Here is a 23,729-nt window from a genome sequence, read left to right on the forward strand (position 1 = left end):
CCAGTTATTGGGAGCTTTTTTGTGTTTCATGTATAAAATTTTACCTTATCGTTTTAATGTGTTGACGCAGATGTGCGTTAATATTAATATGTTTTAAAAGCGTATATTATGTATGAAGCTGAGAGGGGTCATTTGATGAAAAGAAAAGGATTGTTTGCAACACTATTAGTGATGCTGATGATTGTAATGGCGGCATGTGGTGAAGGCGAGACAACAAACGGCACAAGCAATACCAATACGAATAGCAATACTGGCGGCAGCGGCAATGACGGCAAGAAGTATAAGGTTGCCATTTCTCAATTTGTTGAGCATCCATCCTTGAATGCTGTTAAAGATGGAATTATTGCAGCACTGGCAGATGGAGGCTTGGTGGAAGGCGATAATCTTGAAATTGACTATCAAAATGCACAAGCGGACTTCAACAATCTGCAGCCAATTTCTCAAAAGATTAAAGATGGCAAGCCTGATGTAGCTGTTGGCATTGCCACGCCAAGTGCGGCTGCGCTTGTTGATGAAATTACTGATTCACCGGTCGTGTTTGCAGCTGTAACCGATCCGATTGATGCGAAGCTCGTTTCGACGCTGGAAGCGCCAGGCGGCAATGTTACAGGCGCGTCTGACTCTAACCCGGATGCAATCAATCAATTGATGGATTTTATTGCTTCTGAGTTCAAGGATGTCAAAAAAGTTGGAATCGTCATTAACAAGGGTGAGCCCAATGCTGTCGTGATGGCTGATACTGCGAAAGCTCGTCTGGCTGAGCATGGTATTGAGCTTGTAGAAGCTCCGATTGCAACTAGCTCGGATATTCCAATCGCTGCTCAATCTTTGGTAGGACAGGTTGATGCATTGTATGTTACACTTGATAATACAGTAGTTGAAGCAATCGACATTCTGCTTGATATTGCTCATGAGCATGATTTACCGTTCTTTTCTTCTGATCGAGATACAGTAGAGGCGGGCGCATTTGCAACAGTTGGGTTTAAATATTATGACCACGGCTATGAAGTTGGCGAAATGCTTCTTGAAATCTTAAAAGACGGCAAAAATCCTGGTGACATGAATATTCGTAAGCCAGAAAACCTTGATTTCATCTTGAATATTGGTGCTGCTGAGGAAATGGGAATCACCGTTACAGATGAAATGAAGGCCTATGTGAAAGATCCTGAAACAAATATTATTGAATAGTGTCTTAACAAATGTTTGCAGGTAGTTCATAGGGGTCAGGATGCTGATCCCTATTTTTTATTGTTGTGGCGAAAGCGGCAGCTCTTAACTAAATTTTTTTGTGGAGGAGATTGTTTGTGCTAATTGCTTTAACTGGCGCGCTCGAAAGTGGCTTGCTTTATGCATTAATGGCACTTGGCGTATACATTACGTATCGTGTGCTTGATTTTCCTGATTTAACAGTAGACGGCAGCTTTACAACTGGCGCCGCAATTGCGACAGTGATGACGATTAACGGGACTGCGCCAATTCTATCTTTAATTTGTGCATTTATAGGCGGAGCGCTGGCAGGCTTAATGACAGGGTTGCTGCACACAAAAGGCAAAATCAATGGATTGCTTTCCGGTATTATTATGATGATTGCGTTATACTCGATTAACTTGCGTATTATGGGCAAGCCAAATCTGTCGCTGCGCGGAGAAGCGAACTTATTTGATGGTGCAAGTGTATTGCTTATTGGTTTAATTATCGCAATCGGCGTAAAGCTGCTGCTTGATCTGTTTTTCAAGACAAACGTCGGCTTAAGCTTGCGTGCAACGGGCGACAATCAGCGTATGATTAAAAGCTTTGGTGCTAATACGGACGTAACGACGATTATTGGAGTTTCATTATCAAATGCTCTTGTGGCAACGTCTGGCGGTTTAATCGCATTCTCAACGAATCAGACTAATAATAATATGGGCGTCGGAATGATCGTAATTGGTCTGGCATCTGTCATTATTGGTGAAGCGATTTTTGGCAAAAAATCTATTTTCCGTACGACTTTAGCCGTTGTTTTGGGCGCTATTATTTATCGCTTAATTTATGCGCTTGCGCTTCGTGTTCCTGGAATGGACGCGCAAGATATGAAACTGATTACAGCTATCATTATTGTAGGTGCGCTCGTTATTCCAACGATTCGCAGAGCGATTCACGAAAAGCAAGTATCGCGCAAGCGAGCCGCTGAGGTCATCAGTCAGTTGGAGTCGAAGGGAGGGGTCAGCTAGTATGCTTCATATTAAAGGTGTATCTAAACTGTTCAACCCCGGTACGATTGATGAGAAGCTCGCTTTGCTGAAAGCGGAGCTGCATTTGAAGCAGGGTGATTTTGTTACGATTATCGGCAGTAATGGCGCGGGTAAGTCGACGCTAATGAATATCATTTCTGGTGTGCTGAAGCCTGATGTTGGTGTAGTTGAAATTGCTGGACATGATGTAAGCTCGCTGCCTGAGCATAAGCGCAGCAAATGGATCGGGCGAGTGTTCCAGGACCCGATGGCTGGAACTGCGCCGCGAATGACGATTGAAGAAAATCTTGCCGTCGCCTATAAGCGTGGACAAGCAAGAGGCTTTAACTTTGGCGTAACGAAAAAAACAAAAGCGATTTTCCGTGAGGAGCTGTCGCGGCTTGGCATCGGTCTTGAAAATCGTATGGGGGCAAAGGTTGGCCTGCTGTCAGGCGGCGAGCGTCAAGCGTTAAGCTTGCTGATGGCGACATTTACTCGCCCGCAAATTTTGCTGCTTGATGAGCACACTGCTGCACTCGACCCGGCTCGTGCTGAGCTTGTCACGGATTTGACAGAAAAAATTGTCAAGGAACTGAACTTGACTACGCTCATGGTTACTCATAATATGGAGCAAGCGATTCGTCTTGGCAACCGACTCATTATGATGGATAAAGGTCGCATTATTTTGCAGGTGAACGAGGATCGCAAAAGCGAGCTGACGGTAGAGCGCTTGCTGGGCGAATTCGAACAAATTAGCGGTAAGAAAATGGCTGATGACCGCGTAGTGCTTGGCTAGCCTTAGTAACTTGAGCAATAACAGCACAGGATCAAAGCCATCCCGGAAAATGAAAGCAACTAGAGGGAATCTTTGGTCCGAAGCGTAGTGTAGATGAACCAACAAGAGGAGATGCCGAGAAAGTCAGTATTGACTGACTTTCCCGGCATCTCCTTCTTTATTTTGAATGAGCTCGAAGCGGCTTTGCTTCACATGTTCACAAATTCGTCCGATTTCAGCATTTTTTGGCGGTCGTTTTGAAATTTCTATGACGTAGGCGCACAGCGATTTTTACGATGTATAATACATGTAGTGTTTAATTGTGGATTGTGATACTACATATTGTATATCGAGATTGGAGAGATGTTGATGAGCGTAGTTCAATCTAAATTGCTGCGGACGATTGCTGATATTACGTTTGCAGATGCCGAGACGAATAACTTGAAGCGTGAGAATGCCAATATAAACAGCAATACGGCGATGGGCATGATGCTGCAGTACGGCAGTGCTGTTTCGAAATACTTTTGCCAGACGCATTTGTTAAGCGAGCCGTTTTCTCAGGCGCATCATAATGGGGATATTCATATTCATGATTTGGATTTTATGAACATGGGAACGCTGACCTGCTGTCAAATTGATTTGCCCAAGCTGTTTGACGGTGGCTTTTCTACGGGACATGGCTTTTTGCGCGAGCCTAATGACATATTGAGCTATGCTGCGCTGGCGGCAATCGCGATTCAAAGCAATCAAAATGATCAGCATGGTGGCCAAAGCATTCCTTATTTCGATTATGCGCTTGCTGACGGGATTCGCAAAACCTTTAGAAAAAGCTATATGACGCATTTGCGGCGGGCGCTCAGCATACTGAGTGATGCTGACGATCAGCAGCTTGCTGAACAGCTGTCAGGCTGGCTGGCTGTGATGGAAGCAGAGAGCGGACACAAGCTGCAGCTTGAGCTAAGCGAACCATATACGCAGTATGAGCGTGCTGCGTTGCGAGATCAGCTAGGGCTGGAAGAAGCAGCTGCAAGGAAGGCTCAGCAGTTTGCTTATAAAGAAGCGTATCAGGAAACGGATGGCAAAGCGTTTCAAGCGATGGAGGCATTTATTCATAATTTGAACACGATGCATTCGCGTGCAGGTGCTCAGGTGCCTTTCTCCAGCATAAATTTTGGTACCGACACATCGGTGGAAGGCAGAATGGTCAGCAGAAATTTGCTGCTGGCATTGGAGCGTGGACTAGGCAATGGCGAAACAGCGATTTTTCCGATTGTTATCTTTAAGGTGAAGGATGGCGTAAACTTTCAGCCGCAGGACGCTAACTATGATTTGTTTCAATTAAGCTGCAAGGTGTCGGCCAAGCGCTTGTTTCCTAATTTCAGCTTTTTGGACGCGCCCTTCAACAAAAAGCACTATGTACAGGGGCGCCCGGAAACAGAAGCAGCGTACATGGGCTGCCGCACACGGGTGCTGGACAATATTGCTGGCGATCCAGTTGTCATCGGTCGCGGCAACCTGTCGTTTACGACGATTAATTTGCCGCGCCTTGGTATTAAGCATGGTCTTCTCTCCGAGCATGGCGGTGACCTGCGTCCGTTCTATAGAGAGCTGGATCAGAGCATCGACCTGGTCATTGCCCAATTGCTTGAGCGGATGAAGCTGCAGGCGAGCAAGAAGGTGAAAAACTTCCCGTTTTTAATGGGACAGCATATATGGCGAGGCTCGGAACGGCTGGACGCGGAAGACAGCATTGCAGAGGTTATCGCGCAAGGCACGCTGACGCTAGGCTTTATTGGACTTGCGGAATGCTTGAAAGCACTGACCGGCGAGCATCATGGCGAAAGCGATGCCGCACAGCAGCTCGGCCTCGAAATTGTGACACATATGCGCAAGCGAATGGATTTGGCAGCCAGCTACTATCATTTGAACTTTTCTTTGATCGCGACTCCAGCGGAAGGCTTGTCCGGCCGCTTTACAGCGATGGATCGTGAAGCTTATGGCGTAATTGAAGGGGTGACCGATCGCGAGTATTATACGAACTCCTTTCATATACCGGTTTACTATAAGCTGTCGGCCTATGAAAAATTGCAGAAGGAAGCTCCCTATCATGAGCTATGCAATGGCGGTCATATTTCATATGTTGAGCTCGATGGAGATCCTTCCCGCAATCTGGAAGCGTTCGAGGCGATTGTACGAGCGATGCAGCAGGCGGGCATTGGCTATGGCAGTATCAATCATCCGATTGACCGCGATCCGGTCTGTGGTTATTCAGGCGTAATCGAAGGCCATATTTGTCCTGGCTGTGGCCGCAGTGAGCAGACGGGTTCAGTGAAGTTTGAACGGATTAGACGCATCACAGGCTATTTGGTCGGGACGCTGGAGCGGTTCAATAATGCGAAGCGAGCCGAGGTGAACGATCGTATCAAGCATACTTAGATGGGAGAGTGGGCGCAATGAAAATCAGGTTGGCTGCACCTATGACATTTGACAGCATTGTGGATGGGCCAGGCTTGCGCACGGTGCTTTGGACGCAAGGCTGCTTGCATCACTGCAAAGGCTGCCATAATCCGCAAACCCATCCTTTAGACGGCGGCATTGAGGTGGAACAGCAGGAAGTTATCGAACAGCTGCAGCAAGCCAAGCTGCAAAGAGGACTTACGATTTCTGGAGGCGAGCCTTTTTTGCAGGCAGCAGCGTTAATTACGATCGCAGAGGCTGCGAGGAAGCTAGGCCTTGATGTATGGGCGTATACCGGCTTTACCTGGGAGCAGCTGCATAACTCGGCGGCAGTGGACTATTATGAGCGGTTAAAGCTGCTGCGTCTTATTGATGTGCTGGTAGATGGACGCTATATGCAGCATAAAGCTTCAGTTAAGCTTTTGTTTCGCGGTTCTGCCAATCAGCGCCTGATCGATGTTCAGCAGTCGCTGCAAGCAGGCGAGGCGGTTCTGCTGCAAGGCGCGTAATTAGACTTTCAAGTAGCGATATGCTATGGTATTAGACAAAGGCATTTCATTCGCAAGAGTGAGGTGCCTATTTCCATACACAGGAACAGGGGTGATGCTGCAATGCTCTAGTGTCTCTCGCTTATGGGGGCAGAATCCATAGTCACAACGGCAATTGATTTTGAAAAGCACAGGGTAATTTATTGTAAAGGAGAATGTTGCGATGAGTAATCGAATTGGTGTTCATGTAAGGGACAAGCAGAAGCGAGGAGAATTGAAGCAGTTGCGCCGTTCAGGGCGAATTCCTGCAGTCGTATTCGGAGCAGATAAGCATAATGTTTCTATTGATGTACCGAAGAAGGAATTTATGCAGTGGATGAAAACAGGAGGCGGCAGCGTTGTTTATTTGCAGCTGAATAATGAGGAGGAGCTTGCAGTTCTATTGGAGGATATGCAGCGTGATCCTTTGACGCAAGACATTATTCATATTGATTTCCTGCAGGTGGATGACAAGAAGCAAGTGCGCACCAAGCTGCCCATTGTTTATGCGGGCACACCAATCGGAACGAAGCAAGGGGCAATCGTTCAAACGAACAGTACGATGATTGAAGTACAGGCACTGCCAGCTTATATTCCAGATTCACTCACCGTTGATATTAGCGGGCTAGATGTTGGAGAGTCGCTGCAAGCAAGCGAATTGAACTTGCCTGATGGGGTGAGCTTGGTATCATCCGAAAAGGAAATTCTAATCTCAGTGCTTGCGAAATAGATTGCGATATAACACGGAGCATAGAAGAAAGCAGGCACCGGCTTGCTGTTCTTATTCGATAGATATAACGGACTTATAATTAACTTGAATAGCAAGCTTGTTGCTCACAGAGTGCAACGCATGGCGGTCAATGCTGATACAGGCATTGGCCGCTTTCTGTTTTAAATGAGACTGGCAGCAGCATTACGTGCTGTCCGAACAAGCTGCAATCATTCATATTTACAAAAGCGATGTTATAGTGTACTATTTAACTAATACACAGGTACACAATAAAATGGCTAGGAGTGAAACGGATGAAGGTGCATGAAGAGGATGTTGTCTTGCGCTTGCAGCAGGTTACGAAAAAAGCAGGCAAGCAAGTCATCGTCGATCAATTGAGCTTTGACGTTAGAAAAGGAGAAATCGTAGGGCTGTTAGGGCCGAATGGAGCAGGAAAGACCACTACGATTCGTATGATTGTTGGCTTAATCGGCATGACCGGCGGTGATGTCTTAATTAAAGGCCACAGCATTCGCTCAAGCTTTGCGAAAGCAATTTCGCATGTAGGAGCTATTGTCGAGAACCCGGAATTTTATCCGTATATGACAGGCTGGGACAATTTGAAGCAATATCAGCGGATGACGATAGGCATTACAGAAGAGCGTATCAAGCAGGTTGTCGAAATAGTCGGGCTATCGGAGGCGATGGGGAAAAAGGTGAGGTCATATTCGCTAGGCATGCGTCAGCGTCTAGGTATTGCCCAGGCGTTGCTGCATTCCCCCAGCATTTTGATTCTTGATGAGCCGACTAATGGCCTTGATCCTTCAGGCATTCGTGAAATGCGGGATTATTTGAAGCAAATAGCCCAGAAGGAAGAGATCGCGATTTTGGTGTCGAGCCATCTGCTTTCGGAAATGGAAATGATGTGCAGCCGGGTTGTGGTCATTCAGCAGGGGAAATTTGTCCACCAGCAGCTTATTGGCGCGCAGCAGCAAGGACAGGAGCAGACGGCTGCTAACGATATTCGCATTAGAGTGCGTGAGCTTGAAAAAGCAGAGCAAGTCGTACGAGGGCTGGATGGAGTTCAGCTCGTACAGCTGGACACAGCTGCTTCTGAGCTGGAAGTAAGCTGTAATGATGAAGCACTCGCTCTATGCGTAGAGGAGCTTTGCAGGCAGCAAATTGGTGTTTATCGCATAGTTGAGGTTAAGCGCTCGTTAGAGGATGAATTTTTAGCATGGACGGGAGGTAGTCGCATTGTCTAGCTTTGCAAATTTAGTCGTAAATGAATGGTTCAAGCTCACCAAGAAAAGAAGCTTTTTTGTAGCCTTTTTTATTATGCTGCTCATGCCGCTGGGCATCGCATTTGTTATGAAAAATTTCATGACAGACATGGAGCTTACGCAAATTGGCTTTCTGCAATCGATTATTGATTTTAGCGGCGGCGGCTCTGTATTTGTTTTTCTATGTATGATCTATGCGGCCAGCATTGTATCTGGCGAACATCAGCTCGGCACCATTAAGCTGCTGCTTATAAGAGCCCATTCGCGCAGCAAGATTTTGGCGTCGAAGCTCGTCGCGCTGCTGCTCTTTATGCTTGTGCTGCTGCTGTACAGCTTGCTGGTTGGTCTGCTCGTTTACTTTATTTTCTTCGGTTTTGGCAACTTGGACGGCAGTTGGTTTGAGGTTGTGAAAGCTTCGGCTTATACGTTAGTCTATACAATTGTTTATCTCTCCATTATATTTATGCTTAGCATCTTAACGAAATCAACCGGCGCGACGATTGGGATAACGTTCTGTATTATTTTTTTGGAAGGCGTTATGACGATGCTGCTGTCCCGCTATGATTTTGCCAAGTATGTGCTGTTTTTTAATACGAATTTGCAAGTATATGAAAACGGTACGCCGCCAATGGAAGGCATGAGTCTTGGCTTTTCTGTTGCGGTAATCGCCATCTATCTCATTGCGATTGTTGGCATTGCGTTCTATGTGTTCAAAAAACGGGATGTAGCCTAATGCCCATCAGCCTGCTGCAGAAAGGAGAGTGAAAGCATGGCGATTGAATTTGACAATAATCTCCCGATATATGTGCAGATTATGAGTTATTTGAAAAAGCAGATCGTAGCAGGGAAGCTGCGATCTGGCGACAAAATTCCATCTGTGCGCGAGCTGGCGCAAGAGCTGCAAATTAACCCCAATACAGTGCAGCGAACCTTTTCCGAGCTGGAGCGGGAAGGAATAGTCGAAACGAAGCGTGGGCTCGGCCGATATGTAACAAGTGAGGAGTCGAAGATTATGGAGATAAAAAAAGAAATGGCGGGAGAGTTAATCGATCATTTTATTCAAGGCATGCGCGAGCTCGGTTTTGCCAGCAGTGAAATTATCTCTATAGTTAGTGATGCGATGGAGCAGGAACAGCAGCGAGGTGAGCTAGAGTGAGTCATTTGCTGGAAGTAAAGGATGTCTATAAAAGCTATTGGCGCAAGAAAGCGCTGCAAGGCGTCAGCTTCTCGATTGATCGCGGCAAAATCATCGGCTTGCTGGGCAGCAATGGCAGCGGGAAAACAACATTAATGAAGCTGCTTGCTGGTTTGGCGCGTCCGAATAGCGGGACGATCAGCATTGCGGGTGCTTCAGTAGGACCTGCTACGAAGCAAGTGGTGTCTTATATGCCGGATGCGCCGTTGACAGAGTCGTGGATGCGGGTAAAAGATGCGTTTGCCTTTCATCGCGACTTTTATCCAGACTTTGATGATGGCAAAGCGAAAGATATGATGCAGTTTATGAGACTGAACGCACAGGATCGCGTTACCAGCCTGTCGAAGGGAATGCAGGAGCGGCTGCAGTTAACACTGGCACTATCGAGAAACGCCAGCCTATACTTGCTTGATGAGCCAATTGGCGGTGTGGACCCGGTTGCGCGCGGCAACATTCTCGATGCGATTGTGGAGTATTACAACCCCGAGAGCAGCATTTTGCTGGCAACACATTTGCTAACGGATATTGAGCGAATATTTGATGAAGTCATTATGCTGAAGCAAGGCAGCCTGCTGCTGCATGAGGAAGTAGAGGAAGTCCGTATGAAGCGTGGGAAAAGCATTGATGAGCTTTTCAAGGAGGTGTACGCCGAATGCTGAAGCTGCTGAAGTACAATTGGAGGATGAACAGCTTAACCAGCTATATCGTAATCGCGGCATCTGTTATCGTATATGGCCTGCTGCTCGCTTGCAAATATCAATGGGGCTGGAGCGACGAGATCGTATTTATGTTCGGCTTGCTGGTTGCAGTCGTCACAGGACTGTTGTTTCTCATTATCGCCTGTGTTACGTTTAACCATCAGCTAAAGAGCTACCATCGGCGCTTGCTGCCAATCAAAACAGAGGTTGAAATTGCTTCGATGCTTTTGCTGGCGGCCATCTACTCGCTTATTCCACTGCTGCTTAAGCTAGTGTTTCTCTATCTGGCTGATGTAACCTTCAACTACTCGATGTTTGATTCCTTGCTGGAGCAGTTGCTGCGGGTTGATGTACTGGCTGTCCTGGTCGGTTATATGCTGCTGGATTCACTCGCCATATTCATGCTTATTATGCTTGCGATGTCTGCAACGTACGCTTTTAAGGGCAAGTATCGCGCGTGGATTGGCGTCTTGCTTTTCATTGTATTGTCCATCGTCTGGGAGTATGTGTCGAATTGGCTGTTTGGTGTCAATCGTCAAGGAGCGCCGCCGTTTGTTGGCATTGAGATCACTGAGGGTGAAATGTCCCGAATCGATTGGATTACGATACGATGGAACGGAGAGTGGCTAAAGATGCTTCTCGTAAGCCTCACCAAGCTGGCGCTGCTGTTCGCAGCAACCACATATATAATGAAGAAACACGTTGAGCCATAAATGATAGGGCGTGTCTGAGAGCTCCGATGACACGCCCTAACGCAGCCAACTTCGATGTGCAAAGAGCTTTAATGCTTGCTGCACGCCAGGTTTGGCTGCTTTTATTGTGGGGAAAAATAGCAAGAAAAAGGCAGCGAAAAAATATGGTCATGCATGTATAAATTCAGTTGCAATCGTATGCCCACTCGTGTATAATATTGACTGTTGGTCTGACGTTGCGTTGATGTAAGAGGTTGCCGACACACCCGGCCCCTTTGCCATGGGGCGTGTGACGGGTTTTCTTACGGAGTATGTCCGATTAAAAAATTGGGCGATAGAAGGAGGGACTTAAAATGGCAAAGCAAAAGATTCGTATCCGCTTGAAAGCATACGATCATAGAATTCTTGACCAGTCCGCAGAAAAAATTGTGGAAACTGCAAAACGTTCCGGTGCAGGAGTATCCGGGCCGATTCCGTTGCCAACGGAAAAGCAAATCATCACTATTCTACGTGCTGTGCATAAGTACAAGGATTCTCGTGAGCAATTCGAAATGCGCACACATAAGCGCTTGATCGATATTGTGAATCCAACGCCGCAGACAGTTGATGCTTTGATGCGTCTGGATCTACCATCCGGTGTAGATATCGAAATCAAACTGTAAGATGAATGTCAGTATAGAGAGGAAACGAGGTGTCAACATGAAAGGTATCTTAGGTAAAAAACTTGGTATGACTCAAGTATTTACTCCTGAGGGCAATGTTATTCCAGTAACCGTAATCGAAGCTGGACCATGCGTAGTGCTTCAGAAGAAAGACTTGGAAAACGACGGCTATGAAGCGGTTCAACTAGGATTTGCTGATAAGAAAAAAAGCAGATCTAACCAACCTGCTGCAGGCCATGCTAAGAAAGCTAACACAACTCCTAAGCGCTACGTTCGCGAAATTCGCGGAATCAATCTTGGCGAGTATGAGGTTGGCCAAACAGTTAATGCTGATCTGTTCGCACAAGGTGAATTTGTTGACGTAACAGGTATTTCAAAAGGTAAAGGTTTCGCAGGTGTAATCAAGCGTTGGGGACAAAGCACTGGTCCTAACACTCACGGTTCTCGTTACCACCGCGGTCCGGGTTCCATGGGTTCTATCCAGGCGAACCGTGTACCAAAAGGTAAACATCTACCAGGACATATGGGTACAGAAACCGTTACAATTCAAAAGCTTGAAGTTATTCGCGTAGACGCTGAGCGCAACGTGATTCTTGTTAAAGGTTCAATCCCAGGTCCGAAAAACGGATTTGTAAAAATTAAACAATCAGTTAAAAGCTAATTGTCTTTGAAGAAAGGAGGAACAAGAAATGCCTAAAGTAACAGTATACAACGTGAGCGGTGCGCAGGTTGGTGAGCTAGAACTTGCTGATAGCGTGTTCGGCATCGAGCCTAACGTTCATGTTATGCACAGTGCTGTCCTTTTGCAAAACGCTGCTGAGCGTCAAGGGACACACAAAACGAAAGGACGCTCCGAAGTACGCGGCGGTGGACGTAAGCCTTGGAAACAAAAAGGTACAGGTCGCGCTCGTCAAGGTAGCATCCGCTCTCCACAATGGGTTGGTGGTGGTACAGTATTTGGCCCAACACCTCGCTCATACGGTTTCAAGCTTCCTAAGAAAGTTCGTCGCCTTGCGATCAAATCTGCGCTTTCTTCTAAAGTAGTTGCAGAAAACATCATCGTATTGGATCAGCTGGCTTTTGCAGCTCCAAAAACGAAGGAATTCGCAAAGGTGCTTAGCAACCTTAAAGTAGATCACAAAGCTTTGGTTGTAACAGCAAACTATGAGGATAACGTTGCATTGTCTGCACGCAATATCCCGGGAATTAAATTCGTCGCTGCTGATGGCATCAATGTTCGTGATGTACTTGTTCATGATAAGTTGATTATCACTAAAGAAGCGGTAGAGAAAGTACAGGAGGTGCTTGCGTAATGAAAAATCCTCGCGATATCATCAAGCGCCCGGTTATTACGGAACGTACAAGCGATTTTATGGCTGCTAAACGTTATGTTTTTGAAGTAGACCTACGCGCGAACAAAACCGAAATCAAGTCCGCTATCGAGGAAATCTTTAACGTTAAAGTTACAAGCGTGAACACAATGCGCGTTCAAGGCAAACTAAAACGTTATGGTCGTTACAGCGGCTACAGACCTAACTGGAAAAAAGCAATCGTTCAATTGAGCGAAGATAGCAAAGAGCTTGAGTTCTTTGAAACGTCAGTATAGAAAAGGAGGGAACATTCGTGCCAATTAAAAAGTATAAACCGACCTCTCCTGCACGTCGTAATATGAGCGTATCTACATTTGAAGAGATTACGACAAGCACTCCGGAGAAATCGTTGCTTGCACCTCTTCCTAAAAAAGCTGGTCGCAACAACCAAGGTAAAATTACAATTCGCCACCAAGGTGGTGGACATAAACGCAAATACCGTATTATCGACTTCAAACGCAACAAAGACGGTATCATCGGTAAAGTTGCTACAATCGAGTACGATCCTAACCGTACTTCCAACATCGCTTTGATTCATTATGTGGACGGAGCTAAAGCTTACATTATTGCACCAAAAGGTCTTAAAGTAGGCGATCAAATCCAATCTGGTCCAGATGCGGATATTAAAATTGGTAATGCTTTGCCGCTTGCAAACATTCCAGTTGGTACAGTTATCCACAACATTGAGTTGAAGCCAGGCAAAGGCGGACAATTGGTTCGTGCTGCTGGTACTGAAGCTCAATTGCTTGGTAAAGAAGGAAACTATGTAACCGTTCGTTTGAACTCTGGCGAAGTTCGTCACATTCTTAGCACTTGCCGTGCAACAATCGGATCTGTAGGTAACGAAGATCATGAGCTTGTTAAAATCGGTAAAGCTGGTCGTTCTCGCTGGTTGGGTAAACGTCCTGAAGTTCGCGGGGTAGTAATGAACCCTAACGATCACCCTCACGGTGGTGGTGAAGGTCGCGCTCCGATCGGTCGTAAATCTCCATTGTCTCCTTGGGGCAAACCGACACTTGGATACAAAACACGCAAGAAGAAAAAAGCATCAAGCCAATATATCGTTCGTGGTCGTACGAAGTAATAACAGCTTGATACAAGCCGCATAGCATAAGCTGTGCAAGAGCTCTTACGTGAAGGGAGGATCTCACATGGGTCGCAGTTTGAAGAAGGGTCCATTTATCGATGGCTACCTTTTGAAAAAAGTTGAGGAAATGAATGAGTCGAACAAAAAGGCTGTAATTAAAACATGGTCTCGTCGCTCTACGATTTTCCCGCAATTCATCGGTCACACTTTTGCAGTGTATGATGGTCGTAAACATGTACCAGTATATGTGACAGAAGATATGGTTGGTCACAAACTAGGCGAATTCGCGCCAACACGCACATACAAAGGCCATGCTGCTGATGATAAAAAGACAGGCAGACGTTAATTTGCCTATGATCACTTTCTAATGAATGAGAGGAGGTTCCAACATGGCAGAAGCTAAAGCACACGCACGTTTCGTACGTATTGCTCCTCGTAAAGCTCAACTGGTGGCTGACCTTATCCGTGGCAAGCAAGTTGGTGAAGCAATCGCGATTCTGCGTCATACGCCAAAAGCTGCTTCCCCGATTTTGGAGAAGCTGTTGAACTCTGCAATTGCTAACGCTGAGCACAACTATCAGCTCGACGTTAATAACCTGGTCGTATCGCAAGTATACGCAAACCAAGGACCAACAATGAAACGTTTCCGCCCACGTGCAATGGGGCGCGCAAGCAGAATTAATAAGAGAACCAGCCACATCACTTTGGTCGTATCAGAAAAATAAGGAGGGATAACGAGTGGGTCAAAAGGTAAATCCAGTCGGATTGCGTGTCGGGATTATCCGTGATTGGGAATCCAAATGGTATGCAGACAAAGACTTCGGCGATCTTCTACTAGAAGACGTAAAAATTCGCGAATACCTTAAGAACAAGCTGAAAGATGCAGCAGTTTCCCATATCGAAATCGAGCGTGCGGCTAACCGCGTTAACGTTACGATTCATACTGCTAAGCCAGGTATGGTTATCGGTAAAGGTGGAGCTGAAGTTGAAAACCTTCGTGTTCAACTAGGTAAAATCGCTAAGGACAAAAAAGTTCATATCAACATTGCAGAAATCAAGCAAGCAGATCTTGATGCTATACTTGTTGCAGAAAGCATTGCTCAACAACTTGAGCGTCGTGTTTCATTCCGTCGTGCACTTAAACAAGCGATTCAACGCTCTATGCGCGCTGGTGCAAAAGGAATTAAAACAGCAGTTTCCGGTCGTCTAGGCGGCGCTGAGATTGCTCGTACTGAAGGATATAGCGAAGGTACTGTTCCACTTCATACACTTCGTGCTGACATCGATTATGGTACAGCAGAAGCACATACGACTTATGGTCGTCTAGGTGTCAAAGTATGGATTTATCGTGGTGAAGTCCTTCCTACTAAGAAGAAAGCTCCACAGGAAGGAGGCAACTAATCATGTTGGTACCTAAACGCGTAAAGCACCGCAAACAACAACGCGGTCATATGAAAGGTCGTGCTAAAGGCGGTACTACTGTAGCATTCGGTGAATACGGTCTGCAAGCACTTGAGCCATCATGGATTACAAACCGCCAAATCGAGGCAGCTCGTATTGCGATGACACGTTACATCAAACGTGGCGGTAAAGTATGGATCAAAATTTTCCCAGACAAGCCAATTACTCAAAAGCCTCTTGAGGTACGTATGGGTAGTGGTAAAGGTAACGTTGAGAAATGGGTTGCTGTCGTTAAGCCAGGCAAAATTATGTTTGAGCTTGCTGGCGTTCCTGAGGAAGTTGCTCGCGAAGCGATGCGTCTTGCTGCTCACAAGTTGCCTGTTAAATGTAAGTTTGTGAAACGAGAAGAAGTGGGTGGTGAAGCAAATGAAGGCTAGTGAATTTCGCAACCTAACCTCTGCTGAAATCGAAAAGCAAATCGCTGATTTCAAGGAAGAGCTGTTCAACCTTCGTTTCCAATTGGCAACAGGTCAACTGGACAATCCGACTCGTATTCGTGACGTGCGCAAAGAAATTGCTCGCGCAAAAACAGTTCTTCGTGAAAGAGAGCTTGGAATCAGCAGCTAATTATAGTTAGCTGATGAATCTTTGATCACGGTCAGGAAGGAGGCCAAACATGAGCGAACGCAATGCCCGTAAAGTAGAAATCGGCAAAGTGGTAAGTGACAAAATGGACAAAACAATCGTAGTTGCTGTTGAAACTTACAAAAAACACGATTTGTACCATAAACGTATTAAATATACGAAAAAATATAAAGCACATGATGAGAACAATACAGCTAAAATCGGCGATATTGTAAAAATCATGGAAACTCGTCCGCTATCTAAAGACAAGCGCTTCAGACTGGTCGAAGTTGTTGAAGAAGCTGTCATTCTTTAATGAACGTTTGCGCTTTACAAGCTTTCTTGAAAGGAGGACGTTGAAATGATTCAACCGTTTACGCGACTTAAAGTTGCTGACAACTCTGGTGCAAAAGAATTGATGTGTATCCGTGTGCTTGGTGGTACTGGCCGCCGTGTTGGAGCGATCGGAGATCTTATCGTTTGTTCTGTTAAACAAGCAACACCAGGGGGCGTTGTCAAAAAAGGTGATGTAGTTAAAGCTGTTATCGTACGTACAAAGCGTTCTGTACGTCGTAAAGATGGTTCTTACATCTCTTTTGATGAAAATGCAGCAGTTGTAGTGAAAGAAGATAAGAGCCCACGTGGTACTCGTATTTTTGGACCAGTTGCTCGTGAGCTTCGTGAAAAAGACTTCATGAAGATCGTATCTTTGGCTCCAGAAGTAATCTAAGCTCCAATATGGAGATAACCCTGAAAGCACAAGCGAGCAGGAGGTGTAATAAATGCCAAAAGTGAAAAAGTTATTGGAATCCCATAACAACAAGCTGCACGTTAAGAAAGACGATACGGTTATCGTTATTTCTGGTAAAGACAAAGGTAAGAAGGGCCGTGTAATCGCTGCTTACCCGCGTGAAAACCGTGTACTTGTTGAAGGTGTAAATATTGTGAAGAAGCATGCTCGTCCATCTCAAGCGAATCCGCAAGGTGGCATCATTGAGCAGGAAGCTCCAATTCACGCATCCAACGTTATGCACGTGGATCCGAAGAGCGGAAAAGTAACACGCATTGGATACAAAGTGCTAGACAATGGTAAAAAAGTTCGGATCGCTAAGCGTTCTGGCGCACAGATTGACTAATTGCCATAGTAGGAAGGAGGTCTATAAGCAATGACAGCAAGACTGAAAAGTCGCTTTCTTAATGAAATTACTCCTGCTCTAATGCAGAAGTTTAACTATAGTTCAGTAATGCAAGTGCCTAAAGTAGAGAAAGTTGTTATCAACATGGGTATTGGTGAAGCAGTTTCCAACTCCAAAGTTCTTGATACTGCACTTGAAGAGCTTCAACTTATCGCTGGTCAAAAGCCAGTTGTAACACGCGCTAAAAAATCTATCGCTGGTTTCAAGCTGCGTGAGAACATGCCGATCGGGGTTAAAGTTACACTACGCGGTGAGCGTATGTATCATTTCCTGGACAAATTGTTCAATATTTCGTTGCCTCGCGTACGTGACTTCCAAGGTGTGTCTACTAAAGCATTCGATGGTCGCGGTAACTACACACTTGGTTTGAAAGAGCAACTTATCTTCCCAGAGATTGAGTATGATAAAGTTGACAAAACACGTGGTATGGATATCGTCATCGTCACGACGGCAAAAACAGACGAAGAATCTCGTGAATTGCTAACCCAATTGGGTATGCCGTTTGCGAAGTAATCCACTACTAGGAGGTGTAATACCGAGTGGCAAAAACTTCGATGAAAGTGAAGCAACAACGCAAACCGAAATTCAAAGTTCGTGCGTATACACGCTGTGAGCGTTGTGGTCGTCCGCATTCTGTTTTGCAAAAGTTCAAAATTTGTCGGATTTGTTTCCGCGAGTTAGCATACAAGGGCCAGATTCCTGGCGTTAAAAAAGCAAGCTGGTAATCAGCCTAGTTCGGGAAGGAGGTTCACACTAATGGTTATGTCTGATCCGATTGCAGATATGTTGACACGCATTCGCAACGCGAATGTTGTACGTCACGAAACTGTAGAAATGCCCGCTTCAAAAGTGAAAAAGGAAATCGCTGAAATCTTGAAGCGTGAAGGATTTATCCGTGATGCTGAATACATCGAGGATAACAAGCAAGGTATGATTCGTATTTTCTTGAAATACGGAGCTAACCAAGAGCGTGTAATTACTGGATTGAAACGTATTTCTAAGCCAGGCCTACGCGTGTATACAAAAGCTAACGAAGTTCCTCGTGTCCTTGGTGGACTTGGAATTGCGATTATCTCTACATCGAAAGGTGTAATGACAGACAAAGAAGCGCGTCAAGCTAAAGCTGGCGGCGAAGTAGTCTGCTACGTATGGTAAGATACAAGTAACGAAGACAGGAGGTGTAACAATGTCACGTATCGGTCGTAAAGTGATTCCAGTTCCAGCAGGTGTTGCTGTTACTGTGGAAAACTCGGTTATTTCTGTTAAAGGACCTAAAGGTACGCTAACTCGTACGCTTCATAGCGATATGATCGTAAAAGTTGCTGAAAATGAAATTTCAGTTGAGCGTCCTTCTGATAATAAATTGCATCGTTCTCTACATGGAACGACTCGTTCGATCATTGCTAACATGGTTACAGGTGTTACTGAAGGCTTTAAGAAAAATCTTGAGCTAGTAGGTGTAGGTTACCGCGTTAACAAATCAGGCGAGAAAATTACATTGAACGTTGGTTACTCCCACCCGGTTGAGTTCTCTCCAGAAAAGGGAATTGAATTTGAGGTAGTTGGTACAACTAAAATTACTGTTCACGGTATTGATAAAGAACGCGTAGGGCAGATCGCTGCTGAAATCCGTTCCGTTCGTCTTCCTGAGCCGTATAAAGGTAAAGGTATTAAATACGAGAATGAGCGCATCATCCGTAAAGAAGGTAAAGCCGGTAAGAAGAAATAAGCAGCGGCTCTCAAGCTCGCTTAATGTTGCGTCTTAAGGCAAAGGAAAGGAGTGTACCTGGATGATTACAAAAGCTGATAAGAACAAAGCTCGTCTGAAAAGACGTTTCCGCGTTCGTAAAAAAATCAACGGCACAGCAGCTCGTCCACGCTTGTCTGTGTTCCGTTCTTCCAAGCACATCTATGCTCAACTAATCGATGACGTAGCTGGTGTGACAATCGTGTCCGCTTCTACTAAAGATAAAGAGCTTGCAGCTTCTATCGGCAATGGCGGCAACGTTGAATCTGCTTCTAAAGTTGGCGAATTGATTGCAAAACGTGCTGTAGCTAAAGGAGTTTCAGATGTAGTATTTGACCGTGGCGGATATCTATACCACGGAAGAATTCAAGCACTAGCGGATGCAGCTCGCGAAGCTGGCTTGAAATTCTAATCATTTAATAAGGAGGTAAACGACTTGCGTGTAGATCCTAATACGTTGGAACTTACTGAAAAAGTAGTTCATATTAACCGCGTTGCAAAAGTTGTTAAAGGCGGACGCCGTTTCAGCTTTAGCGCACTAGTAGTTGTCGGTGACGGAAAAGGCTACGTTGGCGCAGGGATCGGTAAAGCTGGCGAGGTACCTGATGCGATTCGCAAAGGTATCGAAGATGCTAAGAAAAACCTGATCCATGTACCACTTGTAGGAACTACTATTCCTCACCTAATTGAAGGTCGTTTCGGAGCTGGTAAAGTTCTTTTGAAGCCAGCATCTGAAGGTACAGGAGTTATCGCTGGCGGTCCAGTACGTGCAGTACTAGAGCTAGCTGGCGTTGGCGATATTTTAACGAAATCACTTGGTTCTTCCAACTCTCTAAACATGGTAAACGCGACGCTTGAAGGACTTTCTCGCCTAAAACGCGCTGAAGATGTTGCTAAGCTTCGTGGAAAAACTGTTGAAGAGCTACTAGGTTAAGGAGGGAAAATCGATGGCAAAATTGCAAATCACCCTCGTTCGCAGTTTGATTGGCCGCAACGAGAAACAACGTGCAACTGTTCAGTCGCTCGGCCTTCGCAAAATTCGTCAATCGGTCGTTCTTAACGACAGCCCAGCTATTCGCGGCATGGTACACCATGTTAAGCACTTGGTTAAAGTTGAAGAAGTTTAATCGACAGCTCGGGATAAGATTATTACGAAAACAATAAGGAGGTGCACGAACGATGAAATTGCATGAATTAGCTCCAGCTCCTGGATCCACATTTGTGAATAAGCGCAAAGGTCGTGGTATTGGTTCAGGTAATGGTAAAACAGCAGGCAAAGGTCATAAAGGTCAAAACGCTCGTTCTGGCGGCGGTGTTCGTCCTGGATTCGAGGGTGGACAAAACCCGTTGTATCGTCGCTTGCCAAAACGTGGTTTCAACAACCCGTTCCGCAAAGAATATGCGATTGTAAACATTCAAGATTTGAACAGCTTTGCTGCAGGTACAGAAATCACTCCAGAAGTTCTTCTTGAACAAGGCATTGTAAAAAATGCGCTAGCAGGAATTAAAATCTTGGGTAATGGTGAATTGAACGTAGGACTTACTGTAAAAGCGAATAAGTTCTCTCAATCTGCGGTAGAGAAAATCCAGGCTGCCGGCGGTAAAACCGAGGTGATCTAATTGTTTACGACCGTGTCCAATATTTGGAAAGTAACAGAACTTCGCACTAGAATTCTGTTCACTCTCTTTGTGTTATTGATTTATCGTATTGGTGCCTTTATTCCGGTACCAGGTGTAGACACTGAGCTACTAAAACAGGCGGGTTCAAATGGGGAAGACCTGTTTGGCTTGCTTAATACGTTCTCAGGTGGAGCACTTTTCAACTTCTCCATTCTAGCGATCGGGATTACGCCTTACATTACTGCATCGATTATCGTGCAGCTATTGTCAATGGACGTTATTCCGCGTTTTGCTGAGTGGGCGAAGCAAGGTGAGGAGGGTAAGCGCAAGCTTGCTCAAATTACACGCTACGGTACTGTAATATTAGGTCTGGTACAAGGTTTCGCTACTTCGATTGGCTTCAATCGTATCTATGGCGTAGAGATTATCCACAATGCTACCTTCGTAGATTATCTTGTTATTGCGATCATCTTGACTGCAGGTACTGCATTCTTGATGTGGCTTGGCGAGCAAATCACAGAAAAAGGCATCGGTAATGGTATCTCTATTCTAATCTTTGCTGCGATTATAGCAGGTATGCCTGGTCATATTCGCACATTGTATGAAACTCAGCTTGCTGGCGATGATATCAATCTGTTCTTGAACATCGCGAAAATCATTCTGATTGTTCTTGTCGTACTGGCAATGATCGTTGGCGTAATTTTCATTCAGCAAGGTATTCGTAAAATCCCTGTTCAATATGCGAAGCGCGTAGTTGGACGCAAAATGTACGGTGGTCAATCTACTCATATTCCGATGAAGGTTAACGGCGCAGGGGTAATCCCGGTTATCTTCGCGATCTCTCTATTGATGTTCCCAGTTACGATTGCGAACTTCTTTGCAGATAAACTATGGGCAAGATGGACGATCGACAATTTGAGCTATGACAAGCCGCTTGGCATGGTGCTCTATGTACTGTTAATTGTCGGCTTTACGTTCTTCTATACCTTTGTACAAATCAATCCTGTTCAAATGGCGGATCAAATGAAAAAGAACGGAGGCTACATTCCAGGCATTCGTCCGGGCAAGCCGACTTCCTCTTATTTGACTAAAGTATTGACAAGATTGACATTGACAGGTGCGATTTTCTTGGCGGTTATTTCAATCTTCCCTGTGCTCTTCGGATCACTTGCAGGATTAGACCGCTCCATTCAGCTAGGTGGTACTTCGTTGATTATCGTTGTCGGTGTTGCACTTGATACGATGAAACAAATTGAAGGCCAATTGATCAAACGCCATTACAAAGGGTTTATCAATAAATAACAACAGGTTCGCACAGGGGCTGCCGTGACTAGACGAACATTGCGGCGCGCCCTAACGGACCTATTGTGCTTAAAGCGAGGAACACACTAATGAATATTCTATTTATGGGTCCTCCGGGAGCAGGTAAAGGAACGCAAGCGGAGAGAATCGTTGAGGAGTTCAGCATTCCTCACATTTCTACTGGCGATGCTTTTCGCCTGGCGATGAAGCAGGGCACGCCAATTGGTCTTAAAGCGAAGGAGTATATCGATCAAGGTCTGCTCGTTCCTGATGAGATCACTAACGGGATCGTAAAGGAAAGACTGGCGCAGGACGATTGCGCAAACGGCTTTTTGCTTGACGGTTTCCCGCGCACGATTCAGCAAGCCGAAGCGCTTGATGCAATGCTGCAAGAGCTAGGCCGCAGCATCGATCATGTTGTGAACCTGAGTGTAGATCGCGATTTACTGCTAGCTCGCCTAACAGGACGTCGCATCTGTAAAACTTGCGGCGCAACGTATCATGTATTGTTCAACCCTCCGAAAACAGAAGGAATCTGCGATAAGGATGGCGGAGAGCTGTACCAGCGCTCTGATGATTCAGAGGAGAAGGTTGGTACGCGTCTTGATGAATATACATCGAAAACGGCTCCTTTGCTATCGTTTTACGGTGATAAAGGATTGTTGCGCGAAGTCAACGGTGAACAGGATATCAATGTTGTTACTGCTGAGATCATTTCAACTTTGAGAGGTTCCTTGTAATGATCATTTGCAAATCCGAATCGGAACTGCAATTAATGAGAGAAGCAGGGCGAATTGTTGCCGAGACGCATCAATTAATGGCTCAAGCGATTGAGCCTGGCATTACGACGGGTGAGCTCGACGCGATAGCTGAAAAGTACATTCGAAGTCAAGGTGCAATTCCATCTTTTAAAGGTTATAATGGTTTCCCATCCAGCGTCTGTGCTTCTGTCAATGACGAGCTTGTGCATGGGTTTCCAGGTTCACGCAAGCTGAACGAGGGTGATATTATTAGTCTCGATATCGGCGCGCAGTATAGAGGTTACCACGGTGATTCAGCCTGGACGTATCCAGTCGGTGCTGTAACACCTGAGGTGGAGCGATTACTGACTGTCGGTGAGCAATCACTGTACGCTGGAATCTCACTAGTAAAGCCTGATGTCAGACTGTATACGATATCGCACGCCATCCAAGAGGTAATTGAAGCAGCTGGATTTTCTGTAGTTCGTGAATATGTCGGTCATGGAATCGGCGCTGATTTGCATGAGGAGCCGCAAATTCCGAACTATGGCATTGCCGACAGAGGCCCGCGGCTAAAGCCTGGAATGGTGCTAGCTATCGAACCTATGCTTAACATAGGAGAACGATATGTTCGGACACTTGAAGACAATTGGACGGTAGTGACTCGGGACGGCTCATGGTGTGCTCATTTTGAACATACGGTTGCCGTAACGGAGGACGGTTTTGAGATATTGACGAAGCTGCCATCTCAAAGTTAAAGGAAACGATAACGATGAAAGCACAAGTCGGACAATTAATCAAAATTCTTAAAGGTAAAGACGAGGAGCGTTATGCTGTTATTGTAGAAGTGCTGGATGAGCGCTTCGTGTTGATTGCAGATGGAAATAAACGCAAATTCGATACGCCAAAGAAAAAGAACGTTCTGCATCTCGAGCTGCTGCCTATCATCAGTCAAGAGGTCGCAATCAGCTTGCAGGAAACAGGCAAAGTTACTAATGCTAAGTTGCGTTTTGCTGTGCAGAAGTACGCACATGGAAAGGAGATTGAAAATGGCTAAAGAAGATGTTATTGAAGTTGAAGGTACGGTTATTGAACCATTGCCAAATGCCATGTTCAAGGTTGAGCTGGAAAATGGACATCAAATTCTTGCTCATGTATCTGGCAAGCTAAGAATGCATTTTATTCGTATTCTTACGGGTGACAAAGTGGTCATTCAGTTATCGCCTTATGATTTATCAAGAGGGCGTATCACCTATCGTAAATAAACTTCATTGTTCTATTTACGAAAGATTCGGGAGGTAATCACAATGAAGGTAAGACCTTCGGTTAAGCCGATTTGCGAGAAATGCAAAGTCATTCGTCGCAAAGGTAATGTTATGGTGATTTGTGAAAATCCGAGACACAAACAAAAACAAGGATAAAAGGAGGAGG

37 protein-coding genes and 1 pseudogene are annotated in these 23,729 nt (G+C 45.5%); all 38 read left to right on the forward strand.

The annotated features are described in order from the left end of the window. The first annotated feature begins 135 nt into the window (after positions 1 to 135). Positions 136 to 1,188, forward strand: coding sequence for an ABC transporter substrate-binding protein (locus KJS52_RS25895; RefSeq protein WP_213520342.1), 1,053 nt, complete (start codon positions 136 to 138; stop codon positions 1,186 to 1,188). 116 nt (positions 1,189 to 1,304) lie between these two features. Beyond that, entirely contained in the window at positions 1,305 to 2,213 is a 909-nt protein-coding gene (locus KJS52_RS25900) for an ABC transporter permease (RefSeq protein WP_213520344.1), read from the forward strand. A 1-nt stretch (position 2,214) separates the two neighbouring features. After that, positions 2,215 to 3,009, forward strand: a complete 795-nt coding sequence (locus tag KJS52_RS25905) for an ABC transporter ATP-binding protein (protein WP_213520346.1) — start codon at positions 2,215 to 2,217, stop codon at positions 3,007 to 3,009. 381 nt (positions 3,010 to 3,390) lie between these two features. Further along, positions 3,391 to 5,424: pseudogene (locus KJS52_RS25910) on the forward strand (anaerobic ribonucleoside triphosphate reductase); the annotation flags it as partial. Between the two features lie 17 nt (positions 5,425 to 5,441). Further along, positions 5,442 to 5,954 carry an anaerobic ribonucleoside-triphosphate reductase activating protein gene (gene nrdG, locus KJS52_RS25915; protein WP_213520350.1) on the forward strand — a complete coding sequence of 171 codons (513 nt, stop codon included), beginning with the start codon at positions 5,442 to 5,444 and terminating at the stop codon, positions 5,952 to 5,954. 202 nt (positions 5,955 to 6,156) lie between these two features. Next, a complete protein-coding gene (locus KJS52_RS25920; RefSeq protein WP_213520352.1) occupies positions 6,157 to 6,702 on the forward strand; it encodes a 50S ribosomal protein L25 in 546 nt (181 codons plus the stop codon). 293 nt (positions 6,703 to 6,995) lie between these two features. Next, entirely contained in the window at positions 6,996 to 7,946 is a 951-nt protein-coding gene (locus KJS52_RS25925; protein WP_213520354.1) for an ABC transporter ATP-binding protein, read from the forward strand. After that, complete coding sequence (locus KJS52_RS25930; protein ID WP_213520356.1) at positions 7,939 to 8,697, forward strand: ABC transporter permease; 759 nt, start codon at positions 7,939 to 7,941, stop codon at positions 8,695 to 8,697. Before KJS52_RS25925 ends, KJS52_RS25930 begins: the two co-directional genes overlap by 8 nt. Positions 8,698 to 8,733: 36 nt before the next feature. Further along, positions 8,734 to 9,120 carry a GntR family transcriptional regulator gene (locus tag KJS52_RS25935; RefSeq protein WP_213520358.1) on the forward strand — a complete coding sequence of 129 codons (387 nt, stop codon included), beginning with the start codon at positions 8,734 to 8,736 and terminating at the stop codon, positions 9,118 to 9,120. Further along, entirely contained in the window at positions 9,117 to 9,818 is a 702-nt protein-coding gene (locus tag KJS52_RS25940; protein ID WP_213520360.1) for an ABC transporter ATP-binding protein, read from the forward strand. Before KJS52_RS25935 ends, KJS52_RS25940 begins: the two co-directional genes overlap by 4 nt. Continuing rightward, positions 9,812 to 10,570, forward strand: coding sequence for a hypothetical protein (locus KJS52_RS25945; RefSeq protein ID WP_213520362.1), 759 nt, complete (start codon positions 9,812 to 9,814; stop codon positions 10,568 to 10,570). The genes KJS52_RS25940 and KJS52_RS25945 overlap by 7 nt, the downstream gene beginning before the upstream one ends. A 332-nt stretch (positions 10,571 to 10,902) precedes the next feature. Further along, positions 10,903 to 11,211 carry a 30S ribosomal protein S10 gene (rpsJ, locus tag KJS52_RS25950; RefSeq protein WP_005544556.1) on the forward strand — a complete coding sequence of 103 codons (309 nt, stop codon included), beginning with the start codon at positions 10,903 to 10,905 and terminating at the stop codon, positions 11,209 to 11,211. Between the two features lie 37 nt (positions 11,212 to 11,248). Continuing rightward, positions 11,249 to 11,872 (forward strand): 50S ribosomal protein L3, encoded by a 624-nt coding sequence (gene rplC / locus KJS52_RS25955; protein ID WP_213520364.1) that lies wholly within the window; start codon positions 11,249 to 11,251, stop codon positions 11,870 to 11,872. 28 nt (positions 11,873 to 11,900) lie between these two features. Further along, positions 11,901 to 12,524, forward strand: coding sequence for a 50S ribosomal protein L4 (gene rplD / locus KJS52_RS25960; RefSeq protein ID WP_213520366.1), 624 nt, complete (start codon positions 11,901 to 11,903; stop codon positions 12,522 to 12,524). Beyond that, on the forward strand, positions 12,524 to 12,817 hold the full coding sequence (gene rplW / locus KJS52_RS25965; RefSeq protein WP_213520368.1) for a 50S ribosomal protein L23: 294 nt from the start codon (positions 12,524 to 12,526) through the stop codon (positions 12,815 to 12,817). The genes rplD and rplW overlap by 1 nt, the downstream gene beginning before the upstream one ends. 17 nt (positions 12,818 to 12,834) lie before the next feature. Beyond that, positions 12,835 to 13,665, forward strand: coding sequence for a 50S ribosomal protein L2 (gene rplB, locus KJS52_RS25970; protein WP_213520370.1), 831 nt, complete (start codon positions 12,835 to 12,837; stop codon positions 13,663 to 13,665). Positions 13,666 to 13,732: 67 nt separating this feature from the next. Further along, positions 13,733 to 14,014, forward strand: a complete 282-nt coding sequence (gene rpsS, locus KJS52_RS25975) for a 30S ribosomal protein S19 (RefSeq protein ID WP_213520372.1) — start codon at positions 13,733 to 13,735, stop codon at positions 14,012 to 14,014. Positions 14,015 to 14,057: 43 nt separating this feature from the next. Then, positions 14,058 to 14,393 carry a 50S ribosomal protein L22 gene (gene rplV / locus KJS52_RS25980; RefSeq protein ID WP_213520374.1) on the forward strand — a complete coding sequence of 112 codons (336 nt, stop codon included), beginning with the start codon at positions 14,058 to 14,060 and terminating at the stop codon, positions 14,391 to 14,393. A gap of 13 nt (positions 14,394 to 14,406) precedes the next feature. Further along, positions 14,407 to 15,069, forward strand: coding sequence for a 30S ribosomal protein S3 (rpsC, locus tag KJS52_RS25985; RefSeq protein WP_213520376.1), 663 nt, complete (start codon positions 14,407 to 14,409; stop codon positions 15,067 to 15,069). Positions 15,070 to 15,071: 2 nt separating this feature from the next. Further along, on the forward strand, positions 15,072 to 15,506 hold the full coding sequence (gene rplP / locus KJS52_RS25990) for a 50S ribosomal protein L16 (RefSeq protein WP_213520378.1): 435 nt from the start codon (positions 15,072 to 15,074) through the stop codon (positions 15,504 to 15,506). Next, the gene (rpmC, locus tag KJS52_RS25995) at positions 15,496 to 15,696 is read left to right on the forward strand and encodes a 50S ribosomal protein L29 (protein WP_213520380.1); all 201 of its coding nucleotides are present in this window, start codon (positions 15,496 to 15,498) and stop codon (positions 15,694 to 15,696) included. Before rplP ends, rpmC begins: the two co-directional genes overlap by 11 nt. Before the next feature lie 49 nt (positions 15,697 to 15,745). Then, the gene (gene rpsQ / locus KJS52_RS26000) at positions 15,746 to 16,009 is read left to right on the forward strand and encodes a 30S ribosomal protein S17 (RefSeq protein WP_213520382.1); all 264 of its coding nucleotides are present in this window, start codon (positions 15,746 to 15,748) and stop codon (positions 16,007 to 16,009) included. 45 nt (positions 16,010 to 16,054) lie between these two features. After that, the gene (rplN, locus tag KJS52_RS26005; protein ID WP_213520384.1) at positions 16,055 to 16,423 is read left to right on the forward strand and encodes a 50S ribosomal protein L14; all 369 of its coding nucleotides are present in this window, start codon (positions 16,055 to 16,057) and stop codon (positions 16,421 to 16,423) included. Between the two features lie 52 nt (positions 16,424 to 16,475). Continuing rightward, positions 16,476 to 16,829 (forward strand): 50S ribosomal protein L24, encoded by a 354-nt coding sequence (rplX, locus tag KJS52_RS26010; RefSeq protein WP_213520385.1) that lies wholly within the window; start codon positions 16,476 to 16,478, stop codon positions 16,827 to 16,829. Between the two features lie 30 nt (positions 16,830 to 16,859). Next, the gene (gene rplE / locus KJS52_RS26015) at positions 16,860 to 17,402 is read left to right on the forward strand and encodes a 50S ribosomal protein L5 (protein WP_213520387.1); all 543 of its coding nucleotides are present in this window, start codon (positions 16,860 to 16,862) and stop codon (positions 17,400 to 17,402) included. Between the two features lie 26 nt (positions 17,403 to 17,428). Then, the gene (locus KJS52_RS26020; RefSeq protein ID WP_062490520.1) at positions 17,429 to 17,614 is read left to right on the forward strand and encodes a type Z 30S ribosomal protein S14; all 186 of its coding nucleotides are present in this window, start codon (positions 17,429 to 17,431) and stop codon (positions 17,612 to 17,614) included. A 31-nt stretch (positions 17,615 to 17,645) separates the two neighbouring features. Next, the gene (rpsH, locus tag KJS52_RS26025) at positions 17,646 to 18,044 is read left to right on the forward strand and encodes a 30S ribosomal protein S8 (protein WP_213520389.1); all 399 of its coding nucleotides are present in this window, start codon (positions 17,646 to 17,648) and stop codon (positions 18,042 to 18,044) included. Positions 18,045 to 18,075: 31 nt separating this feature from the next. Further along, the gene (gene rplF, locus KJS52_RS26030) at positions 18,076 to 18,618 is read left to right on the forward strand and encodes a 50S ribosomal protein L6 (RefSeq protein ID WP_213520391.1); all 543 of its coding nucleotides are present in this window, start codon (positions 18,076 to 18,078) and stop codon (positions 18,616 to 18,618) included. A 61-nt stretch (positions 18,619 to 18,679) separates the two neighbouring features. After that, positions 18,680 to 19,048, forward strand: a complete 369-nt coding sequence (gene rplR, locus KJS52_RS26035) for a 50S ribosomal protein L18 (RefSeq protein WP_213520393.1) — start codon at positions 18,680 to 18,682, stop codon at positions 19,046 to 19,048. 24 nt (positions 19,049 to 19,072) lie between these two features. After that, a complete protein-coding gene (gene rpsE, locus KJS52_RS26040; protein ID WP_213520395.1) occupies positions 19,073 to 19,570 on the forward strand; it encodes a 30S ribosomal protein S5 in 498 nt (165 codons plus the stop codon). 13 nt (positions 19,571 to 19,583) lie between these two features. Then, a complete protein-coding gene (rpmD, locus tag KJS52_RS26045; RefSeq protein ID WP_213520397.1) occupies positions 19,584 to 19,763 on the forward strand; it encodes a 50S ribosomal protein L30 in 180 nt (59 codons plus the stop codon). A gap of 52 nt (positions 19,764 to 19,815) precedes the next feature. Then, positions 19,816 to 20,256 (forward strand): 50S ribosomal protein L15, encoded by a 441-nt coding sequence (gene rplO, locus KJS52_RS26050; protein WP_213520399.1) that lies wholly within the window; start codon positions 19,816 to 19,818, stop codon positions 20,254 to 20,256. Beyond that, positions 20,257 to 21,558, forward strand: coding sequence for a preprotein translocase subunit SecY (gene secY / locus KJS52_RS26055; protein ID WP_213520401.1), 1,302 nt, complete (start codon positions 20,257 to 20,259; stop codon positions 21,556 to 21,558). An 89-nt stretch (positions 21,559 to 21,647) separates the two neighbouring features. Beyond that, complete coding sequence (locus KJS52_RS26060) at positions 21,648 to 22,298, forward strand: adenylate kinase (RefSeq protein WP_213520403.1); 651 nt, start codon at positions 21,648 to 21,650, stop codon at positions 22,296 to 22,298. After that, complete coding sequence (map, locus tag KJS52_RS26065) at positions 22,298 to 23,056, forward strand: type I methionyl aminopeptidase (RefSeq protein WP_213520405.1); 759 nt, start codon at positions 22,298 to 22,300, stop codon at positions 23,054 to 23,056. The genes KJS52_RS26060 and map overlap by 1 nt, the downstream gene beginning before the upstream one ends. A gap of 14 nt (positions 23,057 to 23,070) precedes the next feature. Then, a complete protein-coding gene (locus KJS52_RS26070) occupies positions 23,071 to 23,355 on the forward strand; it encodes a KOW domain-containing RNA-binding protein (RefSeq protein ID WP_213520407.1) in 285 nt (94 codons plus the stop codon). Beyond that, positions 23,348 to 23,563, forward strand: coding sequence for a translation initiation factor IF-1 (gene infA / locus KJS52_RS26075; RefSeq protein WP_015847200.1), 216 nt, complete (start codon positions 23,348 to 23,350; stop codon positions 23,561 to 23,563). Before KJS52_RS26070 ends, infA begins: the two co-directional genes overlap by 8 nt. Positions 23,564 to 23,605: 42 nt before the next feature. Continuing rightward, positions 23,606 to 23,719 (forward strand): 50S ribosomal protein L36, encoded by a 114-nt coding sequence (gene rpmJ / locus KJS52_RS26080; RefSeq protein WP_015253313.1) that lies wholly within the window; start codon positions 23,606 to 23,608, stop codon positions 23,717 to 23,719. The last annotated feature ends 10 nt before the right edge of the window (positions 23,720 to 23,729 follow it).

The organism is Paenibacillus montaniterrae, assembly GCF_018403185.1.
Taxonomy (GTDB): domain Bacteria; phylum Bacillota; class Bacilli; order Paenibacillales; family Paenibacillaceae; genus Pristimantibacillus; species Pristimantibacillus montaniterrae.